The organism is Streptomyces sp. NBC_00080 (genome assembly GCF_045041255.1).
GTDB lineage: Bacteria > Actinomycetota > Actinomycetes > Streptomycetales > Streptomycetaceae > Streptomyces > Streptomyces coriariae.
The window spans coordinates 305,172-330,036 of record NZ_CP108235.1; the positions used below are offsets into that span (position 1 = coordinate 305,172).

The 24,865-nt window shown below is 71.7% G+C and carries 22 protein-coding genes; 8 read left to right on the forward strand and 14 right to left on the reverse strand.

Annotated elements, in window-relative coordinates; all coding sequences use genetic code 11:
• Positions 1–244: 244 nt before the first annotated feature.
• Complete coding sequence (locus OHU34_RS01435) at positions 245–1,327, reverse strand: LacI family DNA-binding transcriptional regulator (RefSeq protein WP_405764163.1); 1,083 nt, start codon at positions 1,325–1,327, stop codon at positions 245–247.
• 691 nt (positions 1,328–2,018) lie between these two features.
• On the opposite strand from OHU34_RS01435, the gene OHU34_RS01440 reads away from it, so the two are divergent.
• The 3 genes from OHU34_RS01440 (at position 2,019) to OHU34_RS01450 (ending at position 5,964) form a co-directional block, all read left to right on the forward strand.
• A complete protein-coding gene (locus OHU34_RS01440) occupies positions 2,019–4,022 on the forward strand; it encodes an RICIN domain-containing protein (RefSeq protein WP_405772114.1) in 2,004 nt (667 codons plus the stop codon).
• 365 nt (positions 4,023–4,387) lie between these two features.
• Positions 4,388–4,555 carry a hypothetical protein gene (locus OHU34_RS01445; RefSeq protein WP_405764164.1) on the forward strand — a complete coding sequence of 56 codons (168 nt, stop codon included), beginning with the start codon at positions 4,388–4,390 and terminating at the stop codon, positions 4,553–4,555.
• Between the two features lie 230 nt (positions 4,556–4,785).
• Complete coding sequence (locus OHU34_RS01450) at positions 4,786–5,964, forward strand: TetR/AcrR family transcriptional regulator (protein ID WP_142270573.1); 1,179 nt, start codon at positions 4,786–4,788, stop codon at positions 5,962–5,964.
• A gap of 140 nt (positions 5,965–6,104) precedes the next feature.
• Here the strand turns inward: OHU34_RS01450 and OHU34_RS01455 are convergent, their stop codons facing one another.
• From OHU34_RS01455 to OHU34_RS01470, 4 genes are all read right to left on the reverse strand, one after another.
• Positions 6,105–7,304 (reverse strand): oxygenase MpaB family protein, encoded by a 1,200-nt coding sequence (locus tag OHU34_RS01455; protein WP_142270572.1) that lies wholly within the window; start codon positions 7,302–7,304, stop codon positions 6,105–6,107.
• Between the two features lie 298 nt (positions 7,305–7,602).
• A complete protein-coding gene (locus OHU34_RS01460) occupies positions 7,603–7,812 on the reverse strand; it encodes a hypothetical protein (RefSeq protein WP_142270571.1) in 210 nt (69 codons plus the stop codon).
• A 58-nt stretch (positions 7,813–7,870) separates the two neighbouring features.
• Positions 7,871–8,608, reverse strand: a complete 738-nt coding sequence (locus OHU34_RS01465) for a spermidine synthase (protein WP_142270570.1) — start codon at positions 8,606–8,608, stop codon at positions 7,871–7,873.
• Between the two features lie 114 nt (positions 8,609–8,722).
• Positions 8,723–10,408: a ribonuclease J gene (locus OHU34_RS01470; RefSeq protein ID WP_142270569.1), complete on the reverse strand. Its 1,686-nt coding sequence runs from the start codon at positions 10,406–10,408 to the stop codon at positions 8,723–8,725.
• Between the two features lie 654 nt (positions 10,409–11,062).
• On the opposite strand from OHU34_RS01470, the gene OHU34_RS01475 reads away from it, so the two are divergent.
• From OHU34_RS01475 to OHU34_RS01485, 3 genes are read left to right on the forward strand one after another with little or no spacing between them, the layout of a single operon-like run.
• Positions 11,063–12,814: a diacylglycerol kinase family protein gene (locus OHU34_RS01475; protein ID WP_405764167.1), complete on the forward strand. Its 1,752-nt coding sequence runs from the start codon at positions 11,063–11,065 to the stop codon at positions 12,812–12,814.
• Between the two features lies 1 nt (position 12,815).
• Entirely contained in the window at positions 12,816–13,769 is a 954-nt protein-coding gene (locus OHU34_RS01480) for a YihY/virulence factor BrkB family protein (protein WP_142270567.1), read from the forward strand.
• A gap of 1 nt (position 13,770) precedes the next feature.
• Entirely contained in the window at positions 13,771–14,541 is a 771-nt protein-coding gene (locus OHU34_RS01485; RefSeq protein ID WP_230194474.1) for a phosphatase PAP2 family protein, read from the forward strand.
• Positions 14,542–15,022: 481 nt separating this feature from the next.
• On the opposite strand, the gene OHU34_RS01490 is transcribed toward OHU34_RS01485, so the two are convergent.
• The 9 genes from OHU34_RS01490 to paaA are packed head-to-tail and all read right to left on the reverse strand — an operon-like array spanning position 15,023 to position 22,670.
• Entirely contained in the window at positions 15,023–16,273 is a 1,251-nt protein-coding gene (locus OHU34_RS01490) for a kynureninase (RefSeq protein ID WP_405764169.1), read from the reverse strand.
• Positions 16,270–17,154, reverse strand: coding sequence for an alpha/beta hydrolase (locus OHU34_RS01495; protein ID WP_230194475.1), 885 nt, complete (start codon positions 17,152–17,154; stop codon positions 16,270–16,272). Before OHU34_RS01495 ends, OHU34_RS01490 begins: the two co-directional genes overlap by 4 nt.
• A complete protein-coding gene (locus OHU34_RS01500; protein WP_405764171.1) occupies positions 17,144–17,989 on the reverse strand; it encodes a tryptophan 2,3-dioxygenase in 846 nt (281 codons plus the stop codon). Before OHU34_RS01500 ends, OHU34_RS01495 begins: the two co-directional genes overlap by 11 nt.
• 53 nt (positions 17,990–18,042) lie before the next feature.
• On the reverse strand, positions 18,043–18,819 hold the full coding sequence (locus OHU34_RS01505; protein WP_142270563.1) for an SDR family oxidoreductase: 777 nt from the start codon (positions 18,817–18,819) through the stop codon (positions 18,043–18,045).
• A gap of 46 nt (positions 18,820–18,865) precedes the next feature.
• Positions 18,866–19,993 carry a 2Fe-2S iron-sulfur cluster-binding protein gene (locus tag OHU34_RS01510; protein ID WP_142270562.1) on the reverse strand — a complete coding sequence of 376 codons (1,128 nt, stop codon included), beginning with the start codon at positions 19,991–19,993 and terminating at the stop codon, positions 18,866–18,868.
• Positions 19,990–20,490: a 1,2-phenylacetyl-CoA epoxidase subunit PaaD gene (paaD, locus tag OHU34_RS01515; protein WP_200840137.1), complete on the reverse strand. Its 501-nt coding sequence runs from the start codon at positions 20,488–20,490 to the stop codon at positions 19,990–19,992. Before paaD ends, OHU34_RS01510 begins: the two co-directional genes overlap by 4 nt.
• Positions 20,487–21,287: a 1,2-phenylacetyl-CoA epoxidase subunit PaaC gene (paaC, locus tag OHU34_RS01520; protein WP_142270561.1), complete on the reverse strand. Its 801-nt coding sequence runs from the start codon at positions 21,285–21,287 to the stop codon at positions 20,487–20,489. Before paaC ends, paaD begins: the two co-directional genes overlap by 4 nt.
• Positions 21,271–21,612, reverse strand: a complete 342-nt coding sequence (locus OHU34_RS01525) for a 1,2-phenylacetyl-CoA epoxidase subunit B (RefSeq protein ID WP_230194478.1) — start codon at positions 21,610–21,612, stop codon at positions 21,271–21,273. Before OHU34_RS01525 ends, paaC begins: the two co-directional genes overlap by 17 nt.
• Positions 21,609–22,670, reverse strand: a complete 1,062-nt coding sequence (paaA, locus tag OHU34_RS01530; RefSeq protein WP_230194479.1) for a 1,2-phenylacetyl-CoA epoxidase subunit PaaA — start codon at positions 22,668–22,670, stop codon at positions 21,609–21,611. Before paaA ends, OHU34_RS01525 begins: the two co-directional genes overlap by 4 nt.
• Before the next feature lie 325 nt (positions 22,671–22,995).
• Between paaA and OHU34_RS01535 the strand changes: the two genes are divergently transcribed.
• Both OHU34_RS01535 and OHU34_RS01540 read left to right on the forward strand, forming a co-directional pair.
• Positions 22,996–23,250: an acyl carrier protein gene (locus OHU34_RS01535; protein WP_020129830.1), complete on the forward strand. Its 255-nt coding sequence runs from the start codon at positions 22,996–22,998 to the stop codon at positions 23,248–23,250.
• Positions 23,250–24,728 carry a class I adenylate-forming enzyme family protein gene (locus OHU34_RS01540; RefSeq protein WP_405764175.1) on the forward strand — a complete coding sequence of 493 codons (1,479 nt, stop codon included), beginning with the start codon at positions 23,250–23,252 and terminating at the stop codon, positions 24,726–24,728. The genes OHU34_RS01535 and OHU34_RS01540 overlap by 1 nt, the downstream gene beginning before the upstream one ends.
• The last annotated feature ends 137 nt before the right edge of the window (positions 24,729–24,865 follow it).

The window sequence follows — 24,865 nt, forward strand, 5'->3', positions numbered from 1 at the left end:
TCATCGCACTGGTTCCCGACGCGGACGAGATGATGGAACCCCTGCCACGGCCGAACGGCGCGCGCGGCTGGGAGAGTCACTTCGACCGGCGGGGTCTCCCTGTCCGGTGGGCGCCGCCGCGCGGACGAGCACGGAAGCCACTTCCTGGCTCGCCGACCGCCTCGCCGACAGGATGGCGCCAAGCACCTGCTGACACCGGCCGCACGGCACCGGGCCGTCCACAACACTCGGCCGGCCGGCGAGTTCAGCCCTCGGAGGACCGGTCACGCCGGATCGGGGCCGGGCCGCTGCTCTCCCGCACGATCAGTTCCGGCTCGGCCCACAGGGGCAGGGGCGGAGCGGTATCGGGCTCGAGAAGCCGGTGGAGCAGACCGAAGCAGCCCCGGCCGAGGCCTTCGAAGTCGAGGCGGACGGTGGTCAGGGCGGGGTGTGCGTAGGCGGAATGGGGGGCGTCGTCGAAGCCCACCACACTGAGGTCGCCCGGCACGTCACGGCCCGCCTCCCTGGCCGCGCGGAGCACGCCGAGTGCCAGGTCGTCGTTCCCGCAGAGCACGGCCGTGACCGACGGGTCGACCAGCAGTGAGCGGGCGATGAGGTAGCCGGAGCGAGGGCTCCAGCCGGCGTCGAGGGGTTCCGGTCGGGGCTTGCCGGCCGCCCGCAGGGCGTCGCGCCAGCCTTCGGTGCGCTGGCCGATGCGCGTGGTGGAGGAGGGGATCGCCAGGTAGTGCACGCTCTCGTGGCCGAGGCCGATGAGATAGCGGGTGGCCTGAGCCGCGGCCGCCCGGTCGTCCAGCCAGAGCTGGGGCCGGTCGCCTGGGCTGCCGTCCTCGGGCCGTTCCACCACCGCCGCTGCCGGGAACCCGGTCGGCAGTGCCTGCCATGCCCGTACGCCCGCCGCGTCGAAGGCGATCACCAGCACCGCCTCCCCCGGTCGGCTGACCCGGGCCGCGACATCCGCGGGCTGCTGGGCCGAGCCGGCGTCGAGCACGCTGATCCCCACCGCGAATTCAGCCGCCCTCGCCGCCTCCTCGATGCCCTTCAGAGTCGCCGAGGCGCCGTACAAGGAGGTGTCGGAGGTCAGTACGGTCACCGATCGCACCGCGCCGCCGGCCAGTGCCCTGGCCATCCGGTTGGGCGTGTAGCCCATTTCGGCGATGACGTCCAGGACCCGGGCGCGGGTCGAGTCCTTGACCCGGGGGTGGCCGTTGACGACCCGGGAGACGGTCTGGTGGGACACGCCCGCCTGCATGGCGACGTCCCGGATGCTGACGGTCTTCGGAACCTGCGGTCCCCCGCCGGAGCGGGGGGCGGGCGTCGCTTCCTGCATGATGGGGACGGCTCCTCGTCGGTACTGGCCGACCTGGCTGGAGGGGTACGGAGTCACCGTTCGGCGTCGGGCTCGACGGCCATACCGTACCCACAGCAGTGCTGATGTCTTTCGCCGGGCCGAGACCAAGGTCGGCGCGCCCGGGACGCTTGCTGACCGGCCTCGCCGCACAGGAAGCCGAGCGAAAAATTCCACGCGGAGTATTGCGGGGGTCAGATGTTACCGTTCACACTTCCTCCTGCGTCACTGGCGCTTCGACGCCCGATATCGGGGCGCGTAGGGACTCCGTTTTGAGACGCTCGCCTCGTAGGAGCTTCTGGTACAAGCCCTGCAGCACCTTCTCCGCCACTCCGCCTGTCGCCGAGTTCCACGAACCGAGAGGATGTGAACGGTAACATTCTTCGGCTCACGAAGGAGGAGTCGGCTCCGTGCGTGCGCTCAGCGCACGCGTCCCTGTCGGACCTGCGGGCCGCATTCCCCATCAGCCGATCGACACCCTCCCCCACCCGTCCGCCTTTTTGGCATGCACCTGATCCAGGCTCCTGCCCATACAGCCGCACCCGCTGTCGTCCATCCGCATCAGGAAAGGGTTGATTCCGTGTCTTCAGGAAGAACCGCCGTGACCCACTGGGCAAGACGTCTCGCCGTCCAGACGTTGGTCCTCAGCCTGGCTCTCGCCGGTTTTGTGGCCATGGGCGGTGGCCTGACCCCTTCGGCGGAGCTCGGCCGGACCGAGCCGGTCGCGGTGACCACCAACCAGGTCGCGGTTCCGTCGGTACCGATGGGCTGGGCCTCCTGGAACAGCTTCGCCAGCAGCATCGACTACACCACCATCAAGGCCCAGGCCGACGCGCTTGTCTCGTCCGGAATGGCCGCCGCGGGCTACAAGTACGTGAACATCGACGACGGCTGGTGGCAGGGAGCCCGCGACAGCAACGGCAAGATCGTCACCGACGAAAGCCTGTTCCCCGGCGGCATGCGGGCCATGGCCGACTACATCCACAGCAAGGGCCTCAAAGCGGGCATCTACACCGACGCGGGCAAGCAGGGTTGCGGCTACTACTACCCCACCACCAGGCCTGCGGCGCCCAACACCGGCAGCGAGGGCCACTACCAGCAGGACATGCAGACCTTCCAGGAGTGGGGCTACGACTTCGTCAAAATCGACTGGTGCGGCGGCAACGCGGAGGGCCTCGATCAGGAAGCCACCTACAAGGCAATCAGCGCGGCCAACGACGCCGCGGCCGCGATCACCGGCCATGAGCTGGTCCTGTCGTTCTGCGAGTGGGGCACCGGCAACCCGTGGAACTGGGGCGCGGGCACGGCTCCGATGTGGCGTACCAGCACGGACATCCTCTTCTGGGGCAACAGCCCGTCCGCGGCCAACATGCTGGCCAACTTCGACAAGACACTGCACCCCTCGTCCCAGCACACCGGGTACTACAACGACCCGGACATGCTGATGGTCGGCATAAGCGGCTTCACCGCCGCCCAGAACCGCACGCACATGGGCCTGTGGGCGATCTCCGGCGCCCCGCTGCTGGCCGGAAACAATCTCACCACCATGAGCTCCACCACCGCGTCGATCCTCAAGAACCCCGAGGTCATCGCCATCGACCAGGACGCCCGCGGCCTCCAGGGTGTCAAGGTCGCCGAGGACACCAAGGGCCTGGAGGTCTACAGCAAGGTTCTCTCGGGCACCGGCAAGCGTGCGGTGCTGCTGCTCAACCGCACCTCCTCCGCCGCCTCCATCACAGCCCGTTGGTCCGACCTGGGCCTGGCCACGGCCTCCGCCTCCGTGCGCGACGTATGGACGGCGACGAACGCGGGCAGCTCCGCGACGGGCTACACCGCAGGCGTCCCGGCCGGCGAAGCGGTGCTGCTCACCGTCTCCGGCACCGAGGCCTCGGGCACCACCTACGAGGCGGAGTCCTCGTCCAACACCCTTGCCGGTACCGCCGCGACAGACTCCTGCGCCAACTGCTCGGGCGGCTCGCTGGTCGACTGGATCGGCAACGGCTCCGCCAACACCCTGACCTTCAACAGCATCAACGCCTCGGCCTCCGGCGTGAAGCTCGCCACCATCGCCTACGTGAACGGCGACAGCACCGCCCGTAAGGCGACGCTCCAGGTCAACGGCCAGCAGCCCACGGTGGTCGCGTTCCCGCCCACCGGCTCCTGGTCCACTCCCGGTACCGTCTCCGTTCTGGTCGGTATGGCCAAGGGCACCAACACCATGAAGTTCTCCAACAGCGGCGCCTGGTCGCCCAATCTCGACGCCCTCTTCCTTCAGGGCATCGCGGGCACCGACGGCAACGCGATCATCGGGGCGGGCTCGAGTCGCTGCCTCGACATCGCCAAGAACTCGATCACCAACGGCACCCAGCTCACCTTCTGGGACTGCGTCGGCGGACACAACCAGACCTTCACGTCCACGTCGCGCGGCGAGCTCGTGGTCTACGGCAACAAGTGCCTCGACGCCGACAACAGCGGCACCGCCAACGGCACGAAGGTCATCATCTGGGACTGCACCGGCGGCTCCAACCAGAAGTGGACCGTCAACTCCAACGGCACCATCACCAACAACCAGTCCGGGCTCTGCCTCGACGCCGTCGGCAACGGCACCTCCAACGGGACCAAGATCGACCTGTGGACGTGCAACAGCGGGACCAACCAGAAGTGGACGCTCAACTGACGGATTGACGCCGTCGTTCGTCCCGATCGGCGGACGGACCGGATCCTCCGGTCCGTCCGCCGATTCGTTTGCGCGACAACCAGGGGCCGGGGCGATCCCTGCGCACCATGGCGTCGCCCGGGTCGGCGAGCAGCATGGCGGCCAACAGACCGGGACCCGTCCCCGTCGGTTCAATGACTCGCTCGCCCTCCACCGGGCCCGCCGCGCTGTGCCGGGAAGGTCGGTGGAGTGCCGACTGACGGCTTCCGTTCTCTGTGCGCGGTGGGCAAACCGCCGCCCACCGGGAACGTACTGAGCGGTCGCTAGCCAGCCAGGAGAGTGATGTTGCTCGGTCAACTCCGCTTCGAGCACTTGCGAACCCGATAGTGGCCGTCGACCCGGTCACCTCCCGCCGTGCCCTGGCCACCGAACTCGGCGCCAAGGCGGCATTGGCCCCCGGGGACGGTCTGGTGGCGGCGTTGCGCGACCTCATCAGCGGGGGCGCGCACTACCTGGTCGAGACCACCGGTCCGCCATGGGGGACGGCAGCGTGATCAAGCCGGTGCTCACCTTCAACTGACCCGCCGCTCCGACACCCGGAACAGCGGTGGCAGACGACGTTCCCCCGGCGGAATACCGACAGCCGCCTGCCGCGCCGACCGCCGGCGCGAGCCGTTCGCGTCACGGGACCGCAGTCACCTGGGAAGTGATCCTGACGTCACGTCCTGAGCGGTTCGCGCCGAGGGAACCCGGCCTCCTGACAGCGTGTGGTTGACTCATCCGCATGGCCTCCGCCTCCCCATCCGCCCGTTCGGCCGCGGCCGCTCGGCCGCGTAACCGCAAGCAGCTCATCGTCGGGGCGGCCGGGCAGGTCTTCAGCGAACGCGGCTACCACACGGCGTCGATGGAGGAAGTCGCCGCCGCCGTGGGTATCTCCGCGGCCGCTCTGTACCGGCACTTCCCGAACAAGTACGCGCTGTTCGCCGAGTGCGCCGATGTGATGGTGGACGGACTGGTCGCGGCGCTCGACGAGGTGCCGTCCGGGGCGACCTTGGTGGATGTGCTCACCGCCATCACCCGGATCACCGTCGCTCATCGCGCGTCGGGCGGCGTGTACCGATGGGAGGCCCGGTACCTCAACCGCGAGGACCGCCGGCGTCTCGGGGCGAAGTTCGGTCGCCTCGTCGAGCGGGTCGACGAGGCGGTACAGCGCGAGCGCCCACTGCCTGACGAGCGCCTGCGGGCCATGGCGGCCCTCGGTGCGATCGGGTCCATCACGATGCATCACACCTCCATCGCCGGGCGCCGGGCCGAGGAGCTGCTGCTGGCGGCCGCACTGGGCGTGGCCGCGAGTGATCCCGCGGCGCGCCGTCCGGGCGCGCGCCCCGTGGAGCTGCCCGCCCGGCCCGTACCGCGCACGCGACGCGCGGAGATTCTCGCGGCCTCCGTGCCGCTGTTCGCCCGGGACGGATTCTCCAGCGTCACGAACGGACAGATCGCGGAGGCGGTGGGACTGACCCCGTCGGCTCTCTACCGCCACTACCCCGGCAAGATCGACATCCTGGCGGCAGCATGCCTTCAGGCGGCCGGGCTGCTGGCCCAGGGTGTGGAGCAGAGTCTGCGGGAGGTGGTCGGCCCGCACGACGCCGTCGTCGCGCTGGCAGCCACGTACGTGGCCTACAGCTTCGAATACACCGAGCTCAACAGCGTTGCCGAGGCCGAGCTCGCCGGTCTCCCGGCCGCACTGCGGCGCCCCGTGGTCCTCGCGCAGCGGGATCACATCGCCGTCTGGGAGCAGCAGTTGCGGCTGGCCCGTCCGGAGCTGGACCCCCGCCAGGCCCGGGTGCTGGTGCACGCGGGGTTCGGCGTGGTGGTCGAGGCGGGACGCAGACTGCGCTGGCAGGACAGCCCTGACCATCGTGAGGCCGTGACCGCTCTGGTCCTGGGCGCTCTGGGTATCTGAACGGCCGTCAGAATCCGGCAGGGGCACGCGCCTTGTCGTGAAGCGCGCACCCGGGCCTTGATCGAGGGGCTGCCTCAGAGTCACCCTGCCGCCCGCCCCTCGGCCCGTCTGCCGCGGGGCGGCGGGGTCGGATGGACGGCTCAGCCTGCCCTGTTTCCGGTGGGGATCGTGATGGGGGTGGTGGTCCCCGAGGAGCCCTTGTTGAGGAACAGCATGCCCAGGGCGCGCACGAACTGGTCGAACATGTAGAAGGTGCCGGGCATGACGGGTGACAGCCCCTCCCGGAAGAGGATGAACGCCGGCCATGCGGTGCGGACCAGGACCGCCGACGCGTAGTCACGTTTCAGTCCCAGCCAGTCGCCGACCTCGTCGCTGAGGACATAGCGCACGAACTCGTTCAGGAACCCGCGCGTGACGCCGAGGTCGATCTGTGCGGTCAGTCCGAGCAGGTCCTCGGCCAGGGCGATGCCCTCGGTCGACGGGGTGAGGATCGGGGTGAGCACCTGCGCAGACTGCTTTTCGGCGGCCGCCCAGGTCTGGGGTATGTGCTCGTCCGGCACACCGAGCAGGTGGACGGCGACCTGCCACGAGTGCAGGAACGCCTCCTGGTCCGCGGCCGGGAACGGGATCTTCCAGTCGAGCAGCTTCCTGTATACGTAGGTGCCCAGACTGTGGAAGGTGACCAGGATGTCGGCGGCGCTGATCGGGACGCTCTCGTCGGCGACCGCCCGCCAGTGCGGCGACTGCGGCAGCAGGTGACGGACCGCGGCGTGCACCACGCGCGTCTTGTTGGCGGTGACGACGAACTGTCCCGTCGGCTCGAAGGCTCCCAGCTGGGACAGGTCGTAGCCGAACGTGAACGTCTTGGCCGCGCGGTCCTGCATGTCGGCGCCGCCCGCGGACCAGTAGACGCTCTTGGCCTCGCGCGGAATCACGGTGCTCATGATTCCGCTGCCGAGGCCGTACAGCATGAAGAGGTAGGTGTCCCTGCGCCGGTTGAAGTCGGCGGCGCGGGCCAGCTTGGCGGGGTCGGCCCAGGAGGGCAGCCGGTTGACCTGCCGCAGGTGTGCGGTGAATTCAGCCGGCACGCCGGTGGGCAGGGGGTCGTTGTTGTTCACCCACGACGCCCATGCGGTGTTGATCGCCGGCACGTGGCCGTTGTCGAGCATCGACGCCATCAGAGGGTCGGCCGCGTCGTCCCATATCCATTCCGGACCGGTCCCCGCGGCGGCTCCAGTCACCGAGCCCGTCGACGCCCACGCCTGCCCGGGGTTCGTCACGCCCACGAGGCCGAGCGCGACACCGAGCGAAAGAGCTTTTCGTCTGCTGAGATTCTTCATTGACTTACCTGCTTCCCTGAGAGGGTTAGGTGGTGCCAGATTCCTTGAAATGCAGGTCAGTTGATTGGTCCATGCGTGACACATCTTGCCGCACGGATGTGATTCTGCATTAACATAGCGAGGCGTGTTGCCGTCGGCAATGGTGGTGACCGAGGGCTCTTCACCCATGCTTCGCCACGGTCCGCCGGCTCCTCTTCGGCAGGACATCCGGCACGGCCTCCGGTGGCATCCCGACATCCGCGCACCCCCGTCGGCGACGGAGGGGGGCTCGGGGCAGGCTTTGACGGGCCGCCACCTGCTACGCACGTCCGGGAAGCAGCGGAACGTCGTCCGAGGCGAGGCCGGCCGTGTCGGCGAGCGCGGCCGGGCCCACGCTCCGCCCGTCGATCAGCGGGCGGAGCACCGCCTCCGCCGCCGGGGCGAACGCGAACGCACGCATGACGGCGACAGCGTCGCCGCCGTGCTCGCCGACCTCGGGCACGGCGCGGGCGGCGTCGGCCGTAGCCACGGGCCCGGGTCGGCTCGAGTGGCCGCGCGACATCGCCGGACCCGGCCCGGCCGTCGTCCTACGGTGTGCCCGGTGCTCTGCGGGCCACGTAGACGGTGTTGGTCGAGGTACCGCCCTGCAGGGGGTTGTCGAAGTCGACGACATGGGCCGCCGCTTGGGCGAAAACCTCCGTGAGCGTGGCGGTGAACTGCGTGTCGGGTGGGTCGTTCGACCACAGGGCGAACACCCCGCCGGGGTGGAGGTGCCCGGCGAGGGCACGGAGCCCGGCGGGTTGGTAGAGGGCCGCGTGGCGTGGGTGGAGCACGTGGCGTGGTGAGTGGTCGACGTCCAGCAGGACGGCGTGGAAGCGGCGGCCCGGGGCCTCGGGGTCCAGACCGCGGGAGTCGGCGGCCAGCGCGAAGAAGTCGCCGTGTGCCAGGCGGCAGCGGGCGTCCGCGGTCAGCTCGACTCCGAGGGGTACCAAGTGGCGCTGGTGCCAGTCGATGACTTCGGCGAGCGCTTCGATCACGGTCAGCGAGCGCACCCGGGGGTCGCCCAGGGCCGTCCGGGCGGTGTAGCCGAGCCCGAGTCCGCCGACGGCTACATCCAGTTCGGGCCGTTCGGTGTTCGGCAGCTCGGCCAGTCCGAGTTCCGCGAGCGCGATCTCACCGGCGGTGAAGAGGCTCGACATCAGGAACTCGTCGCCGAGCTTCACCTCGTACACGTCGTCCCCCGAGACCGGGTGGCGCCTGCGCCGCAGACTGATCTCGCCGATCGGCGTCGGCTGCCAGTCGATCTCCTCGAAGCGCAGGCCCATCCGTTGACCTTTCTGACGTGCGTAAATGTAGGGGCACCCTTGCCGGCGCCGCGACGGATGATCCGCCCTGGCGTGGGAGCGGGGACCCCGGGGCCGCGGGGACCCCGGGCCCGGTCAGGCGTCGATGATGACGGGGATGATCAGCGGCCTGCGGCGGTGCGTGCGGAAGGCCCAGTTGGCCACGGCTCGGGCGACGAGCTGTTCGAGCTGGTGAGCGTCCCCGACACCTTCCTGCGCGGCGTTGGCCAGTGTCTTCTCGATGACGGGGATGACCGGCTCGAAGGTCGTGTCGTCGTGGACGAAGCCGCGGGCCAGGAAGTCGGGGGCCTCGGCGAGGGCACCGGTGTCGGCGTCGACGATGGCCACGACCGTGATGACGCCCTCCTGGGCGAGAGTGACCCGGTCCTTGAGGGACGCCTCGGTCGCGCCGCCGACTTCCATGCCGTCCACGTAGACGTTCCCGGCGGGCACCTTGCCGGTGATGGAGGCGCGGCCGTCGACGAGGTCGACGACGACACCGTCCTCCGCGATGACGACCCGGTCGGGGTCGACGCCGGTGCGGATGGCGAGGTCGGCGTTGGCCCGCAGGTGGCGGAACTCGCCGTGGACGGGCATGACGTTGCGGGGTCGGACGATGTTGTAGCAGTAGACGAGTTCACCGGCGCTGGCGTGACCGGACACGTGCACCTTGGCGTTGCCCTTGTGGACGACGTTGGCACCCCACCGGGTCAGGCCGTTGATCACCCGGTAGATGGCGTTCTCGTTGCCGGGGATGAGGGAGCTGGCGAGCAGGACGGTGTCGCCCTTGCCGATGCGGATCGCGTGGTCGCGGTTGGCCATCCGCGACAGCGCGGCCATCGGCTCGCCCTGGGAGCCGGTGCACACCAGGGTGATCTTGTGGTCGGGGAGCTTCTCCAGCTCCTTGGCGTTCACGACCAGGCCCGACGGGACCTTGAGGTAGCCGAGGTCGCGGGCGATGCCCATGTTGCGGACCATGGAGCGCCCCACGAAGGCCACCTTGCGGCCGTGCTGGTGGGCGGCGTCCAGGACCTGCTGGATGCGGTGCACGTGGCTGGCGAAGCTGGAGACGATCACGCGGCGCGGCGCGGTGCGGATGACCTGTTCGATCGCGGGGTTCAGTTCGCGTTCGGAGGTGGTGAAGCCGGGGACCTCGGCGTTGGTGGAGTCGGTGAGGAACAGGTCCACACCCTCCTCACCGAGGCGGGCGAAGGCGCGCAGGTCGGTGATCCGGTCGTCCAGGGGGAACTGGTCCATCTTGAAGTCGCCGGTGTGCAGCACCATGCCGGCGCCGGTCCGCAGGGCCACCGCGAGCCCGTCCGGGATCGAGTGGTTGACGGCGACGAACTCGCAGTCGAACGGGCCGAAGCCGCGCCGATCACCCTCGCGCACGCGCACCGTGCGGGGCCTGATCCCGTGCTCCTTGAGCTTGGCCTCAAGGAACGCGAGGGTGAGCTTCGAGCCCACGACAGGGATGTCCCTCCGCTCCCGCAGCAGATAGGGCACGCCCCCGATGTGGTCTTCATGGCCGTGGGTGAGTACGACGGCCACGATGTCGTCCAGGCGGTCCCGGATCGACGTGAAGTCGGGCAGAATCACGTCCACCCCGGGCTGGTTCTCCTCCGGGAACAGCACACCGCAGTCCACGATCAGCAGCTTGCCGGCGTGTTCGAAGACCGTCATGTTGCGACCGATTTCGCCCAGGCCGCCCAGGGCAGTGACCCTCAGCCCACCTTTGGGCAGCGGCGGGGCGGTTTTGAGTTCTGGGTGCGGATGGCTCATGACCTCACGTTACCGAAAACTCTGGCGGTGTGATCCACTGCCCCGCTGGGTCGGTGCGAGACGCGGTGCACCGCCCAGCGCCCCCGGAGGGACGGGGTGCGGTCCGCGCCTTCCTCGCGCCGGCGGTGCGGCGGGTGTGCCCGCACCGCTTTCGAGTCCACCGACACGCCCCGGTCGACACCGCCCCGCAGCGTCCTCGTCGACGCGGTGTCCGGTAGATCACCATGAGGAACCAACCGAAGCCGGGAGGGCATCCACCGTCCAGCAGCCCTCGGGCCCATACCGACGACCGCTTCGCGGAGTGACGGTCGACGGGGACACGCAGCGCCAGGAGAACGCGGGACGACCAAGGCCGCCCCCGTACGGGAAACAGCCGGCGGGCCGCGGCGCTGGGGCCGGTTCGGCCCGTGGCGGGAGCGGGCGGCGGCAAGGGCTTCCGCAGGCGGTGGGGACACCGCAAGGTCCGCACCGGCCCTCTCCAGCATGATCACAAGGGAGGGCGAACCGGGAGCAACAGCCACAGCGGTAGGGGCCTCACCGAGGTCGAGTCACCCATCGGCTGGTCTGCGCGGTGACATCGGGGGCAGACGGCGGTGCATCGGCCCCGACGTACTGGCCGACACCGCCGTATCGCGCCGACCCGTGGGAGACCTGATGCCGACCGCCGTACCGCACAGACCGGCCGAGCTGCCCGATGGGAGACCCGGAGCCGCCCGGACCGGCCGCTCGTTCCCGCTGCCCCGAGGCACCGGCCGAACCGCCGCGCGTATCGCGGCGCTGACGGTCTGCCAGGGCGCGCTGATGGTGGGATTCGGGCTGCTGATCACCGGGCCCGCCCGCGGGCTGTGGCCGATGACGGTCGAGGACGACGTCAACGAGGGCTTCGAGGACGCCCGGACCGGCACCCTGACCACCCTGTCGTTGCTCGGGTCGGAGGCCGGCAACACCCTCACGGTGATCGCCGTCGCCGTCCTGGCGTGCGCGGGCCTGATCCTGCTCCCCCGTCTGCCGATGTGGCGTCAGGCGGCTTTCCTCGCCGTGGCCGTGTCACTCCAGTCGCTGGTGTTCCTGGTCATCACCGAGTCGGTGGACCGCCACCGACCCGAGGTGCACCGCCTCGACGCCTCCCCGCCGACCTCGAGCTACACGTCCGGCCACACCGGCGCGGCCACCGCGCTCTACGGCGGACTGGCGGTGCTCGCGCTGTCCCGGCTCCGCGGGCCGTGGCGGCGGATCGTGGGCGCGCTGCTGCTTCTCGTGCCGGTGCTGGTGGCCGTCGCCCGCCTCTACCGGGGCATGCATCACCCCACGGACGTCGTGGGCGGACTGGTCAACGGCACCCTGTCCCTGCTGATCGTCGGCCGCGCCCTGTTCACCGACGGGACCGTGACCGCTCCGGCAGAGGCGAACCCCACCCCGTCCTTCGCGAGCGCGGGGACGGGCCCGGGCGCACCGGGCCCGGGCCGGACCGCGGTGATCTTCAACCCCACGGTGACCGGCGAAGCCGACCGCGAGGCACTGCGGGGGGTCCTCGAAGGACACGGTCACCGCGCACCGGTGTTCATCGAGACCACGGCGGAGGATCCGGGCACGGGTCAGACGGCCGGCGCGGTCCGGGACGGCGCCCGGCTGGTCGTGGTCTGCGGTGGTGACGGAACCCTGCGGGCGGCCGCGGACGCTCTGGCCGGCAGCGGCGTACCGATGGCCGTCGTGCCCTGCGGCACGGGCAATCTGCTGGCCCGCAACCTCGGCTTGCCGCTTTCCCCCGTCGACGCGCTCGACGCCGCCCTGTCGGGCGCCCCGCACCGCCTCGACCTCGGCCGCATCGAGGGTGACGGCCTCACCGCAACCCACTTCGCCGCCATGTCCGGGGCCGGTCTCGACGCCGAGATCATGGAGCACACCGACGACCGCGCCAAGTACGTCCTGGGCTGGCCCGCCTATGTACTGGCCGGAATCGGCACACTGCGCACCCCGCGGATGCGGCTGACCGTCCGACTCGACGACGCGCCGGCCCTGCGCCGCACGGCCCGCATGGTGCTCATCGGAAACGTCGGGACCGTTCAGGGCGGGACGACGCTCCTGCCGGCCGCTCGCCCCGACGACGGTCAGCTCGATCTGCTGGTCCTCGACCCGCGCGGTGTCGGCGGCTGGATACGTGCGCTGGCGACGCTGCTGCGCGGTGGTGCACACGCGCCCCGGCCGTCAGCCGTGGACACCGTCACCACGCGGGACGACGGCAGCGGCGTACCGGTGGAGTTCTTCACGTTCCGCCGGGCCCAACTGACCTTCGAATCCACACAGTCCCGCGAGCTCGACGGCGATCCCGTGGCACCGGGCCGCCGGCTCACCGCCGAGGTCAGGCCGGGCGCGCTGACGGTGCTGCTGCCCGCTGGAGGTGCGTGACATGGGTACCGCGACCAAGGTCCCCGAGACCCGTGACATGACCGGCGACGAACTGTCCGCCGACGAAGCGCTGGCGTCACTGCGCCGCTACGGCCGCTGGGCCCTGCTGCGCGACTCCTTCGTCCGTTTCCGGTACGCCGACGGCTTCACCCATTCCCGCGCGCTCGCCCTTCAGACGGTCCTGTCGGTGATCCCGCTGGCCATCGCGTTCGTCGGGCTCTCCACCACGCTGCACACCGAGAACATCGGTCGCCTCGCCGAGCTGACGATCCACCGGATCGCCGAGGGTCCCAGCGCCGACGTGGTCGACGACGCGCTGAACCGCAGCCGCCGCACGGCGGGCGACGGCGCGCAGGTCGCGCTCTGGTTCGGTCTGCTCTTCTCACTGGTCAACACCACCACCGCGATGTGCCAGGTGGAGCGCGGCGCCAACCGGATCTACGGCAACGAGCGCGACCGCCCCTTCGGGCAGAAGTACCTGCGCGGTCTGGTGATGTCCGTCAGTGCCGGGCTGCCGCTCGGACTGGGGTTCATCGTCATGGTGGCCGGCGGCGACCTGGCGTCCGCGGCGGTGACCGTCTACCGACTCGACGGCGCCGCCCAGAGCGCCTGGGAGATACTGCGCTGGCCCTTCGGGCTGCTGCTCGCGCTCATCTCGGCCAGCGTGATCTTCCGCCGCTCGCCCCGCCGCCGACAACCCGGATACACCTGGCTGGCCTTCGGCGCCGCCGTGTACCTGGTGCTGTGGACGACGCTGACCTGGCTGCTGAGCCTGTATCTGGGGATCAGCGGCTCCTTCGACGCGGTCTACGGCCCGCTCAGCGCCTTCATGTCACTGCTGCTGTGGGCCTATCTGACCTCCATCGCCCTTTTCCTCGGGCTGGCGTTCGCTGCGCAGCTTGAGGCGGCGCGGGCCCTGCGGGCCGGTCCGATCGAACCCGATCCTGGAGTCTGAAATGGTTGTGCGAGCCGCGGTCCAGAACCTCCGAGACCGTCGTCGCCGGGCGGCCGACCGCAGATTCGGCGTCCGGCTGTTCGCGGCGGCAGCCGTCGCGGCCGTCGCCGCAGTGCCCTTCGCGCTGCTGCTCGTCCTCGTCGAGGGCCAGTGGCAGCCGCTGCGCCGCCTGGACTCGGGCGCCGCTCAGCGACTGCACCACACGGCCGTGACCCACCCGGCGTGGACCAGATTCCTGCGCTTCCTGTCCGACTGGGTCTGGGACCCGGCCGTCCTGCGGACGGCCGTCGCGCTGCTGACCCTCTGGCTGGTGTACCGCAGGGCGTGGCGGCTGGCCGCCTGGTCCGCCGTGACCGCCGTGGCCGGCGGGCTGATCGGACTACTGGTCAAGACGGTGGTCGAGCGGGCCAGGCCGTCGCTGGAGGATCCGGTGGCGCACGCTCCGGGATTCTCCTTCCCGTCGGGTCATGCGATGACGGCCACCACGTCGTTCGCTGTCCTGCTGCTGGTCCTGCTTCCGTTGGTGCCGCACGCCTGGCGGCCCCTGTGTTGGTGCGCCGCCGTCCTGTCGGTGCTCGGAGTCGGCTTCACCCGGGTCGCGCTCGGCGTGCACTGGTTCAGCGACGTGGTGGGCGGCTGGCTGCTCGGCCTGGCCGTCGTCGCCCTCACCGCCTGGGCTTTCGAGGCCTGGCGCGCCGACATCGGCCGGGACCACGCCGAGGTGAGCGACGGGCTGGAGCCCGAACTCGTCGACGCCCGCCCCGAACCGTGACCACCCGAACCATCCCGTCGGCGGGCGGGATCCGTGCTGTGACGTCGACCGACCAGCTAAGCAGATCCGCGACCTGGCCGCCGAGCTCGCCGGCGCCTCCGGGTCGAGGTCCGTCGGGTCCGTCAGCGGCTTTTTCCCGCCGTCGGGCCAGGCCGGTGATGCGGGGAGAAGGCGTTCGTGCAGCGCTACAGCGAAGGTCTGCGCGCGGAGCTGGTGGGCACGGGGGTCACGGTCCGCGGTGCTCCGCCCAGGTCCGGTGCACAACACCGAGTTCGCCCGGTCCGCCGGTCTGGACAGCGACGACTGTCCGCCGGTCCTGTACATGCCGTCACGCAAGGTGGCGCGGATCGGCGTCGACGCGCTCGACGCCGATCGCGGTGTGGTCGTCGCCTGGTTGCCCATGCGGATCGTCGGCAGCCCGATGCGGCTGGCTCCAAGGCGCCTCCCGCCGCCCGCTCGGGCGGCAGAACCCGGGTCAGGTTCAGGTGACCGGGCCCGATCGTGAGGGTGCGGGGTCGTAGGACGACTCGCGCACGATGGCGCTCAAGCGCTGTGCGGCGGTGAGCAGTTCGGTGTGGGTGGTGTAGAGCGCGTTGACGCCGAAGCGGAGCAGGTCGGGGGCGCGCATGTCGATGACGACGCCCCGGTCCGCCAGGGCCCGGGTCAGGCCGAGGGCGTGCGGGTGGCGCAGGGACACATGGCTGCCCCGCCGGGCCGCGTCCCGGGGTGTCACCGGGGTGATGCCCAGCGGCGTGAGCAGTTCCTCGGCACAGGTCAGGAAGAACTCGGTCAACGACACGCTCTTGGCCCGCAGTTGTGCCAGATCTACGTCCTCGAAGACGGTGAGGGCCGCCTCCAGGGCGAGGAGGGACAGGATGGGCGGGGTGCCGATACGGGCGCGGGCGATGCCCGGGGCGGGTGTGTAGTCCCGGTCCATGGCGAAGGGGCTCGCATGGCCGTTCCAGCCGGTCAGCGGGGTGTCGAGGGCATCGTGGTGACGGCGTGCTGCGTAGAGCCAGGCGGGTGCGCCGGGGCCGCCGTTGAGGAACTTGTAGCCGCAGCCGACGGCGAGGTCCACCTCCAGGGCGTCGAGGTGCAGCGGCATCGCCCCGGCGGCGTGGCACAGGTCCCACACCGCGAGCGCGCCGGCCCGGTGCGTGGCCTCGGTCAGCGCCGCCATGTCGCACAGCTCGCCGGTGCGGAAGTCGACCGGTGAGTAGCTGACCGCCGCCACCCGGGAGCCCTGTTCGGCGAGGAACTTCTCCAGGTCGGCCGGGGGTATCCGGCACACCTCCAGGGCGTCGCCGCGTCGGGCCACCGCGTCGGCGAGGTAGCGGTCGGTGGGGAAATGGCCGGGATCCGTGACCAACAGGGGCCTGTCGGGGCGCAGCGCGGTGGCCGCGCTGAGCGCGGTGAACAGCTGCACGCTGGTGGAGTCGCCCGCCACCGTCTGCCCCGGCGCGGCGCCGACGAGGCGGCCGATGGTGTCACCGATCCGCAGGGGCGCGTCCCACCAGCCGCTGTCGTTCCAGGAGCCGATCAGGCCGGTGCCCCACTGGCGGGCCACGACGTCCGCCAGGGCGGGCGGGACGGCGGCGGGCAGCGGGCCCAGGGAGTTGCCGTCGAGGTAGACGACGCCCTCGGGGAGGACGAACCGCTCGGCCAGCCGGGCCAAGGCATCCTCGGCGTCGGCACGGGCGGCCCGGTCTGCGAGCGGAGTGGCGGCGGTCATGGATGCGTGGCCCTCCCTGGGGCGGTGCCGGAATCGGTGCGGGGGGCGGTGGCCGGGTCGGTGCCGTCGCGCGGTGCGGCGAAGCCGGCGGACATCTCCCACAGGGTGTCGGCGACCGCGCGGGCTCCGGGGGCTCCGGGCTCGATGAGGGTGTAGTGGCCGGTGCCGGGCAGCACGACCGTCCTCAGGTCCGCGTGCACGGCCGCGTAGTCGGTGAACTGGGTGAGCGGGACCTCCTCGTCCACGGCGCCGTGCAGCAGCACCGTCGGCACACCGGTGGTACCGGCTCCGCGCAGCAGGGTGAGGGGGTCGACGGCGGGCAGCCGTTCCTCGAACACGGCCTCTCCCCCGAGGAGTTGCAGGGCCGCGTCGTTGCTGAGGCCGTCCCGGCGGGTGGCGGTGAGGTCCGTGATCGGGGCGAGTGCGAGCACGCCGGTCGGGAGGGTGCCGGTGTGCCAGCGGGAGCCGTCGGGCAGCAGGCCGCGGGCCGCGCACCACAGGGCCAGATGGCCGCCGGAACAGTGGCCGGCCAGGACGTAGGGCCGCCCCCCGGGAAGGGTGTCCACGATCCGGGCCACGTCGTCGAAGGTCTCGGGATGGCCGCCGGCCCCGCCGGAGCGGCGGAAGCCCGGCAGCAGCACGTCGAAGCCCTGCTCGAAGAGGTAGGCGGCGAAAGGAGTGAGGTGCATGCGGTCGTAGCGCCAGTAGCCGCCGTGCAGCAGGATCACCAGGGGGGCGCCGGGGTCCCCGGCCGGCCAGGCGTCGTAGACCTGGTGCGGGTGGTCGCCGTAGCGGCCGTGCGCCGGAGCCAGCACCGGCTTCAGGCTCAGTACCCGCTTCTCCTCCTCCGCCGCGAAGGCGGAGATCACCCTAGACCCCACCGCGCACCTCCCACAGCTCCGGGAAGACCGGCCGGTTCGCGCGCTGTTCGAGCCAGGCGAGGCCCGTGGAGCCGGCGCTGCCGCTCTTGGTGCCCATGGCCCGGCGGACGACCATGACGTGGTCGAAGCGCCAGCGCAGGACGAGTTCGGCTATGTCGGTGAGCAGTTCGCCGAGGACGAGCAGCGGATGGTGCTGGGGGCCGGAGTAGATCAGCCGCCACACCTCCACGACGCCCGGGTCCGATGTGTAGGGCGCGCTCACGTCGCGCTCCCGGACGTGCTCCGGAACCGGCAGCCCCCGACGGTGCAGACAACCGAGTACCTCGTCGTACAGGCACGGCTGGCGGTGGGTGTCGCTGAGCGCCTCGTGCACGACGGGGTCGCCCTGGTGCAGGCGGAGCATCGCCTCGGACTTGTCGCCGAGCAGGAACTCCAGCTGCCGGTACATCGCGGACTGGAAGCCCGAGGCCTTGCCGAACGCGGCTCGGAAGCCGTTGAAGCGGGCGGGGGTCAGAGCGGCCAGGGGCGCCCAGGCGGCGTTGAGGGCGGTCAGGGCGCGGCGGCTGCGTGTCAGGGCGTCCATGGCGGCGTCCAGGTCGTCCTTGGCGAAGGCCGTGCCGGCGCTGCGCCACTCGTGGACGATCAGGGTGAACCACAGCTCCATCACCTGGGTGGTGACGACGAAACCCATCTCGTCGGGCGCCTCGGTGAGGGGCTGCTGAAGGTTGTTGAGGACGGACGCGTGCACATAGGCGTCGTAAGGGCTGGCACCGTCGAAGGGCCGGGTGAGTGAGTCGTCCGCGGCCCGGGCCGGTGCGGACGTGCCGTCGTTCATGGTGAGGGCCTCCTGTTGCTGCCGCGGGCGGCGCGGCGGGACGGGCGCGGGGCTCACGGGCCGAGGTGGACACCGCCGGAGGCGTCGATCCACTGGCCGGTCACCCAGCGGGCTTCGTCGCTCGCCACGAAGGAGACGACGTCGGCGATGTCCGCGGGGGCGCCGAGCCGGCCGAACACGGAGGCCGCCTCGTACCTCTGGCGGATCTCCGGGACGGCGAGCGTCGGGTTGATCTCCGTCTCGGTGTAGCCGGGCGCGACGCTGTTCACCGTGATGCCCCGCGGTCCCAGTTCCTGGGCGAGGGCCAGGGTGAGGTAGTCGAGGGCGGCCTTGGTCATGGTGTAGGCGATGATCGGCGGGAAGGCGACGCGCGTGGCGACCGAGGAGACGTTCACGATCCGGCCGCCGTCGCGCAGCCGGTCCAGACCGCGCTGGATGATGAAGAAAGGCGCCCTGGTGTTGATAGCGAACGCCCGGTCGTAGTCGTCCTCGGTGACGTCCGCGATCCGGCGCGGGACGGTGATGCCGGCGTTGTTGACGAGGATGTCCAGGCCGGGTGCGGCCTCCTGCCCGGCGAGGGCGTGGTCGAAGGCCGTCCACAGGGTGTCGGCGTCACCGGGCACGCCCAGTTCGGCGTGGACCGGGAAGGCGCGTCCGCCGTCGGTCTCGATCTCCTTGACGGTGCGCTCGGCCGCCTCGTGGTCGTGTCCGTAGTGGACGGCCACGAGGGCGCCCTCGGCGGCCAGCCGGCGGGCGACGGCCCGGCCGATGCCGCGGCTGCCGCCGGTGACCAGAGCGGTCCTGCCCGCGTGCCGCAGGGGGGTGGTCATCGCGTTCTCCTTCTGCTGGGGTGGGTGGTGGCCGGGGCGGGTGCCGTCATGCGTCGAAGTCGACGGTGACCTCGCCGCCGAGGGGCCTGGCGCGGCAGGTGAGCGTGTAGCCGGCGGCCAGTTGCCCGGCGTCGAGGGCGTACTGGGGGCCGGTCGCGACCTCACCGGTGAGGACCTTGGCGCGGCAGCTGCCGCAGATGCCCTCGCGGCAGGCGTACGGCACGTCCGGGTGGTCGCGCAGCAGCGCGTCGAGAAGAGCGGGGTCCCGCGGCCCGGCGGTGACGACCCGGCGGTGGCCGTCGTAGAGGGCGGTGACCCGGGTGCCCTCAGGGGTGCGCGGCGCACCGGGCCCGGGCGGGGTGCCGGGTACGGGTGGGAGCGGCGGGGTGTCGCCGAGGGCGAACAGCTCGGAGCGGACCAGGGCCGGGTCGGCCCCCGCGTCCGTCAGCACCCGCCGGACGGTGGCGATCAGACCGGCCGGACCGCACAGGGCGAAGGTGGTGTCCGAGCCCGGCCGGATGTCCAGCGCGGCGAGCAGCCGCGGCAGGCCCTCGGCATCGATCCGGCCGCCCAGGGGCGGGCGTCCTTCGCGGGTCAGTATGTGGAGCACGGTGAACCGGTCGACGAACGCGTCCTTGAGCAGGGCGAGTTCGTCGGCGAGCAGGGCGTCCGCGGCCGTGGGCACCGAGTGGACGAGGTGGACCCGGCACGTGGGGTCCGTGCGCAGCGCGCTCGCGCCCATGGCCGCGAGCGGGGTGATGCCGGAGCCGCCCGCGATCAGCACGTGGTGGGCTCCGGGCAGCTCGGGCAGGGCGAAGGCCCCGGCGGGCGCGGAGAGTTCGAGGCGGTCGCCGGGTGCCAGACGGGTCAGCGCGTACGCGCCGAAGCCGTCCGGGGCGCCCCGCTTGATCACCAGCCGCAGCGCGCCGGGCTCCTCGGGCGGCGGGCACACCGAGTAGCTGCGGCGCAGTTCCTCGCCCGAGCGGCGGTGCCGGACGACGACGTGCTCGCCGGGCCGGTGCGCGAAGATGGCGCGGAGGGGGTCCGGTACGTCCAGGGTGACGGCGACGGCGTCCCCGGTGAGGTGCTGGACGGCGGTGACCGGGAGCCGGTGCCAGCCGGTGCGCCGGCGGGCGCCGTCGGTCGCGAGGACGGGGTTCGGACGCGTCCTCATAGCGCGCTCAGGTGGGGGAACAGCTCGCGGCAGGCGGTGCAGCGCAGCATCGACTGGCAGCGGGTGGGGCCGAACGCACTGTGCGGCCGGGTGGCTCGGGAACCGCAGTGCGGACAGGGCACCCCGGTGAGCCGGACGAGGACCGGGCCGTCCCCCGGTGCGGGCGTGGGCGGGGCGATGCCGTGGGCGGCGAGCTTGGCGCGGCCGGCCGCGGTGATGCGGTCCGTCGTCCACACGGGGGACAGCACCTGCCGTACCCGGGCGTCGGGGTGTCCGCAGTCCGTCAGGACGTCGCGGATCGAGGAGGCCATGGCGGCCAGTGCCGGGCATCCCAGGTAGGTGGGGGTGAACTCCACCTCGAGACGTCCGTCGGCAGCGGGGCCGACCGAGCCGATCACTCCGAGGTCGCCGAGGGCGAGGAAGGGCAGCTCCGGGTCCGGCACCGCCTCCACCCGGGCGCGGACCTGCGATGCCGCGAGGGCCGTGCCGCCGTTCACCAGGTACCTCCGGGGAACTGGCGGCGCACCGACTGGAGTTCGGCGACCAGGGACGCGAACTCCTCGGTGTGCAGGCCCGCTCGGCCGCCCCGGGCCCGCCAGCGGGGGGACGGTACGGTGAGTCCGGCCCGGGTGATCACCTCTGTCGTGCTCCGCTCCCATCCGGGGCGCAGCGGGGCGGGCGAGGGGGCCGTTCCGGCGGCGGCGAGGTCGCGTACCGGGTCGTCCTCGTCGAAGAGTTCCGCCGTGTACGGCCACACGTGATCGAGGCCCTCCTGCATGCGGCGGGCGCTCTCGGCGGTCCCGAGGCCGAGGCGTTCGGTCCAGGTGTCGGCGTGCAGCCGGTGGAAGGCGATCTCCTTGGCGGCCCGCTGTCCGAACGCGGCCAGTTCGGGGTCCGTGCAGCCGCCGAGCGCCCCGTAGTAGGCCACGGCGTAATGGGTGTAGACGAGTTGCCGGGCGACGGTGGCCGCGAAGTCGCCGTTGGGCAGCTCGGTGAGCAGAGCGTTGGTGAACTCGCGGTCGGTCCGGGCGAAGGCGAGGTCGTCCTCGTCGCGTCCGGTGCCGTCGAGGCGTCCGGCGAGGGTGAGCAACAGCCGGGCCTGGCCGACGAGGTCGAGGGCGATGTTGGAGAGCGCCAGGTCCTCCTCGATGGTGGGCGCCCGGGTGATCCACTGGCACAGCCGCTGGCCGAGGACGAGGGCGTCGTCGCCGAGGCGCAGCAGCTGGACGGCGAGCCGGGGGTCGGTGCGGCCGTCCGCCTCGGTGGCGGCCGCCCGCTCAGTCGTCGTGGCCACCGTCGGGGCTCCTCTCGGTCGTCAGCGGCACGAACTGCTGGGGGTACCGGTACGGCTTGTGCCGTGCGTTGGCGAAGTACGGGTCGCGTTCGTCCGGGGAGGCGGTGTGCACCGCGTCCGAGCGGACCACCCACAGGGACAGCGGGTCGCCCCGGCGGGTGTAGAGGTCACGCGCCCTGAGCAGGGCGGTGTCCGGGTCGTAGGCGCGTACCGAGCCCACGTGCTGGTGGGAGAGTCCGCGCCGGGGCCGCAGGAAGACCTCCCAGGACGCGGGGACGCCCTCCGGTCGCGCCGCCGGGGCGCCTTCCGACTGTCCGCCGCTCATGCCCGTACCTCCGTGCGGTCGTGCCCGTGCGCACCGGCGTCCTGGTCGGCCGCCCCGTCGCCGTCCCGGGTGCGGGCCGCGTACGCGGCGGCGGCCTCCCGTACCCAGGCGCCGTCCTCGTGCGCCGCGCGCCGGTGGGCCACGCGCTGTCGGGCCCAGTGCGTGTCCTCGCCCAGCGCGCGCCGGTAGACGTCCCAGTCGACCGGGGTGAAGTCGTAGTGGCCGCTCTCCTCGTTCCAGCGGATCGCCGGGTCGGGCAGGGTCAGGCCGAGGCGTTCGGCCTGCGGGACGCAGCTGTCGACGAAACGCGCGCGCAGTTCGTCGTTGGTGTGCCGCTTGATGCCCCAGGCCATGGCGCGGCGCGAGACCGCGGCACCAACCGCCGCGGTGCGCGCGTCGGCGCCGCCCGCCTCGGTGTCGGGCGGGCCGAACATCAGCGCCACGGCCGGCAGCCACCAGCGGTCCACCGCGTCCTGCGCCATCGCCTTCTGTGCCGGTGTCCCCTCGCACAGGGCGCGCATCAGGTCGTAGCCCTGCCGTACGTGGAAGGCCTCCTCCTGGCAGACGCGCCGCATGGCCCGTGCGTAGGGTCCGTACGAAGTACGGCACAGCGGGGCCTGGTTGATGACGGCGGCGCCGTCCGTCAGCCAGGCGATGGTGCCGGTGTCGGCCCAGGTCAGCGCGGGGTGGTCGAAGGTCGCCGAGGCGCGCTGGCGCCCCTGGTGCAGGGCGTCCAGCAGGTCGGCGCGGTCCACGCCCAGCGTCTCGGCGGCGGAGTACAGGTACAGGCCGTGGCCGGCCTCGTCCTGGACCTTGGCGATGAGCACCGACTTGCGGTGCAGGGAGGGCGCCCGGGTGAGCCAGGCGCCCTCCGGCTGCATGCCGATGATCTCGGAGTGGGCGTGCTGCGCGAGCTGCCGAAGCACCATGCGGCGGTAGCCGTCGGGCATCCAGTCGCGCGGTTCGACGGCCTCACCGGCGCCGACGAGCGCCTCGAACCTCGCCGTCGGTTCGTCCTCGCCGACGTCCGCGGTGTCGGCGGACCCCACCACGCTCATGCCGCGCCTCCCCGGCCGCTCCGCGCCGGGGAGGCGCGGACGTACACGCCCCTGGACCGGACACCTCGCCTGGGCACTGGCATCACTCCTTCGGTGCTTCCCGGGCGCCGTTGCGCCCGCCTCGCCCGGTGGATCGGGCGCGGCCTCCGTCTGGGAAAGAGGCCGTGCGGGAGACCCGCAATCCCCCGGCGTGCCGGACGGGGCGCGTGACAAACGTCACGCGGGGGTGCGGGGATTGCGGTTCGGCGCGGGGACCTCTTGTTCGGGTGACAGGTGAAGGACGCGATCCGCTCGGCGGTCGGCCTGCCGGGCGAAAGGGGTAACCATGAGCACCGTCAGGGAGTTGCTGGTCGAGCTGACCGGCACGGAGGAGTTCGCCGACGCCGGGCAGGTCGGTGACGACCTCGACCTCGCCGCGAGCGGCATCGACTCCGGGGACCTGGTGCGGCTGGTGCTGCTGGTCGAGCAGCGGGCCGGAGTGGAGATCACCGCGGACGACATGGAGAAGCTGCAGACGATCGCCGACTACGAACGTTTCGTGGCCGAGCGGTCCGCGACCGGTGCCGGTGGCGGTGCCTGATGTGGCTCACGCAACTGCTGGAACGCAACCGGCAGTGCTTTCCCGGGCGTACGGCACTCGTCGACGAGAGGCGCGCGGTCACCTGGGCCGGTTTCCACGACCGTACGCTCGAACTCGCGCGGGGATTCGCGGAGCTGGGAATCGAACACGGTGACCGTGTCGCCGTGCTTTCCAAGGACCGGATCGAGGTGCTGGAGACCTACTTCGCGCTGGCCCGTCTCGGCGCGTTGTTCGTACCGCTGAACCACAGCCTGGCCGTGCCCGAGGTCGCCGACATCGTGGCACGCGTCGGCGCGGTCGCCGTGTTCGGCGAGTCCGAACTGCTCGACCGCCAGCCGGAGTTACCGGCCTCGGTGCGGATCACGATGGCGTTCGACAAGCCGGCCTTCGAGGCACTGGGCAGTGTGGCGGCGCGGCGGGAGCTGCCGCTCGTGGCCGACACCGATCCGGTGGCCGTGCTGCACACCTCGGCGACCACCGGGCGGGCCAAGGGCGTCACGGTCGACAGCGCCTCGTTCCGCGCCATCGCCCTGGGCTGGCTTGTGCAGGCCCGGCCCACCGACGACATCGTGATGGTCAACTGCTGCCCGCTGTACCACGGCAGCATGGTGGTGTCCCTGACCTACATGGCGACGGGCGCCACCATCGTGCTCATGCCGGGCTTCACCCCGCAGCGGGCGTTGGCCGCGGTGGAACGGCACCGGGCGACCCACATGTGGATGGTCCCGCAGATGGTGCGCTTCATGCTCCAGGCCAAGGGCGCGGACCGCACCGACCTGTCCACGCTCCGGGAGATCCTGTACGGCGCCGCCCCCATGCCGCTCGACGTGTACGAGGAGGCCGTACGGCGCCTCGGCTGCGGCTTCCGGCAGGTGTACGGCATGACGGAGGTCGGCGGCCCGTTCGTCACCCTCGGCCCCGACGAGCACCCCTCGCCCGGGGACGGCGCCGCCCGCATCCCCTGCGGTCGCGTGATCCCGGGTATGTCCGCCCGCGCGGTGGGCTCGGACGGGACGGAGTCGCCGCGCGGCGAGATCGGCGAGATCGTGGTGCGCGGACCCGGTGTGATGCAGGGCTACTGGAACGATCCGCAGGCCACGCGGGAGATCGACCTCGACGGGTGGATCAGGACCGGGGACCTGGGGTTCGTGGACGAGGCGGGACGCATCCACCTCGTGGACCGCACCAAGGACGTCATCATCCGGGCCGGCCAGAACGTCTACCCCTCGGAGATCGAGCGCGCCCTGATGAGCCACCCGGCGGTACGGGACGCGGCGGTCGTCGGGACGCCGGACGAGGACTACGGCGAGGTGCCGCTGGCGTACGTGGTGGCCGAGCCGGACACCGGCGCCCGGGAACTGCTGGGCCACATCTCGGGGTTGCTCGCCCCCTACAAGAGGCCGCGGGGCGTGGAGTTCATCGAGCAGGTGCCCCGCAACCCCGCCGGGAAGATCGTCAAGAAGCTGCTGCGGACCTGAGGGCACGCACCTCCCCGCGGCCTCCCCGACCGCCGGCGCCGGGCCCGGCCACCGCTCCCCCGGTGGCCGGGCCCGGCCGATGCCGAGTCCCTCGCGGGCCGGCTCGCCGTGCCGGGGCCGGACCGCGGGTCTTCGGT

What these genes read in the sequence shown, in the direction of transcription:
- OHU34_RS01510 (WP_142270562.1), bottom strand. Translation starts at nt 19,993, where the DNA reads ATGAGGACGCGTCCGAACCCCGTCCTCGCGACCGACGGCGCCCGCCGG.
- OHU34_RS01450 (WP_142270573.1), top strand. Translation starts at nt 4,786, where the DNA reads ATGGCCTCCGCCTCCCCATCCGCCCGTTCGGCCGCGGCCGCTCGGCCG.
- OHU34_RS01485 (WP_230194474.1), top strand. Translation starts at nt 13,771, where the DNA reads ATGGTTGTGCGAGCCGCGGTCCAGAACCTCCGAGACCGTCGTCGCCGG.
- OHU34_RS01490 (WP_405764169.1), bottom strand. Translation starts at nt 16,273, where the DNA reads ATGACCGCCGCCACTCCGCTCGCAGACCGGGCCGCCCGTGCCGACGCC.
- OHU34_RS01525 (WP_230194478.1), bottom strand. Translation starts at nt 21,612, where the DNA reads ATGAGCGGCGGACAGTCGGAAGGCGCCCCGGCGGCGCGACCGGAGGGC.
- OHU34_RS01505 (WP_142270563.1), bottom strand. Translation starts at nt 18,819, where the DNA reads ATGACCACCCCCCTGCGGCACGCGGGCAGGACCGCTCTGGTCACCGGC.
- OHU34_RS01455 (WP_142270572.1), bottom strand. Translation starts at nt 7,304, where the DNA reads ATGAAGAATCTCAGCAGACGAAAAGCTCTTTCGCTCGGTGTCGCGCTC.
- OHU34_RS01475 (WP_405764167.1), top strand. Translation starts at nt 11,063, where the DNA reads ATGCCGACCGCCGTACCGCACAGACCGGCCGAGCTGCCCGATGGGAGA.
- OHU34_RS01435 (WP_405764163.1), bottom strand. Translation starts at nt 1,327, where the DNA reads ATGCAGGAAGCGACGCCCGCCCCCCGCTCCGGCGGGGGACCGCAGGTT.
- OHU34_RS01470 (WP_142270569.1), bottom strand. Translation starts at nt 10,408, where the DNA reads ATGAGCCATCCGCACCCAGAACTCAAAACCGCCCCGCCGCTGCCCAAA.
- OHU34_RS01465 (WP_142270570.1), bottom strand. Translation starts at nt 8,608, where the DNA reads ATGGGCCTGCGCTTCGAGGAGATCGACTGGCAGCCGACGCCGATCGGC.
- paaA (WP_230194479.1), bottom strand. Translation starts at nt 22,670, where the DNA reads ATGAGCGTGGTGGGGTCCGCCGACACCGCGGACGTCGGCGAGGACGAA.
- OHU34_RS01440 (WP_405772114.1), top strand. Translation starts at nt 2,019, where the DNA reads ATGGGCGGTGGCCTGACCCCTTCGGCGGAGCTCGGCCGGACCGAGCCG.
- OHU34_RS01480 (WP_142270567.1), top strand. Translation starts at nt 12,816, where the DNA reads ATGGGTACCGCGACCAAGGTCCCCGAGACCCGTGACATGACCGGCGAC.
- OHU34_RS01535 (WP_020129830.1), top strand. Translation starts at nt 22,996, where the DNA reads ATGAGCACCGTCAGGGAGTTGCTGGTCGAGCTGACCGGCACGGAGGAG.
- OHU34_RS01540 (WP_405764175.1), top strand. Translation starts at nt 23,250, where the DNA reads ATGTGGCTCACGCAACTGCTGGAACGCAACCGGCAGTGCTTTCCCGGG.
- OHU34_RS01500 (WP_405764171.1), bottom strand. Translation starts at nt 17,989, where the DNA reads ATGAACGACGGCACGTCCGCACCGGCCCGGGCCGCGGACGACTCACTC.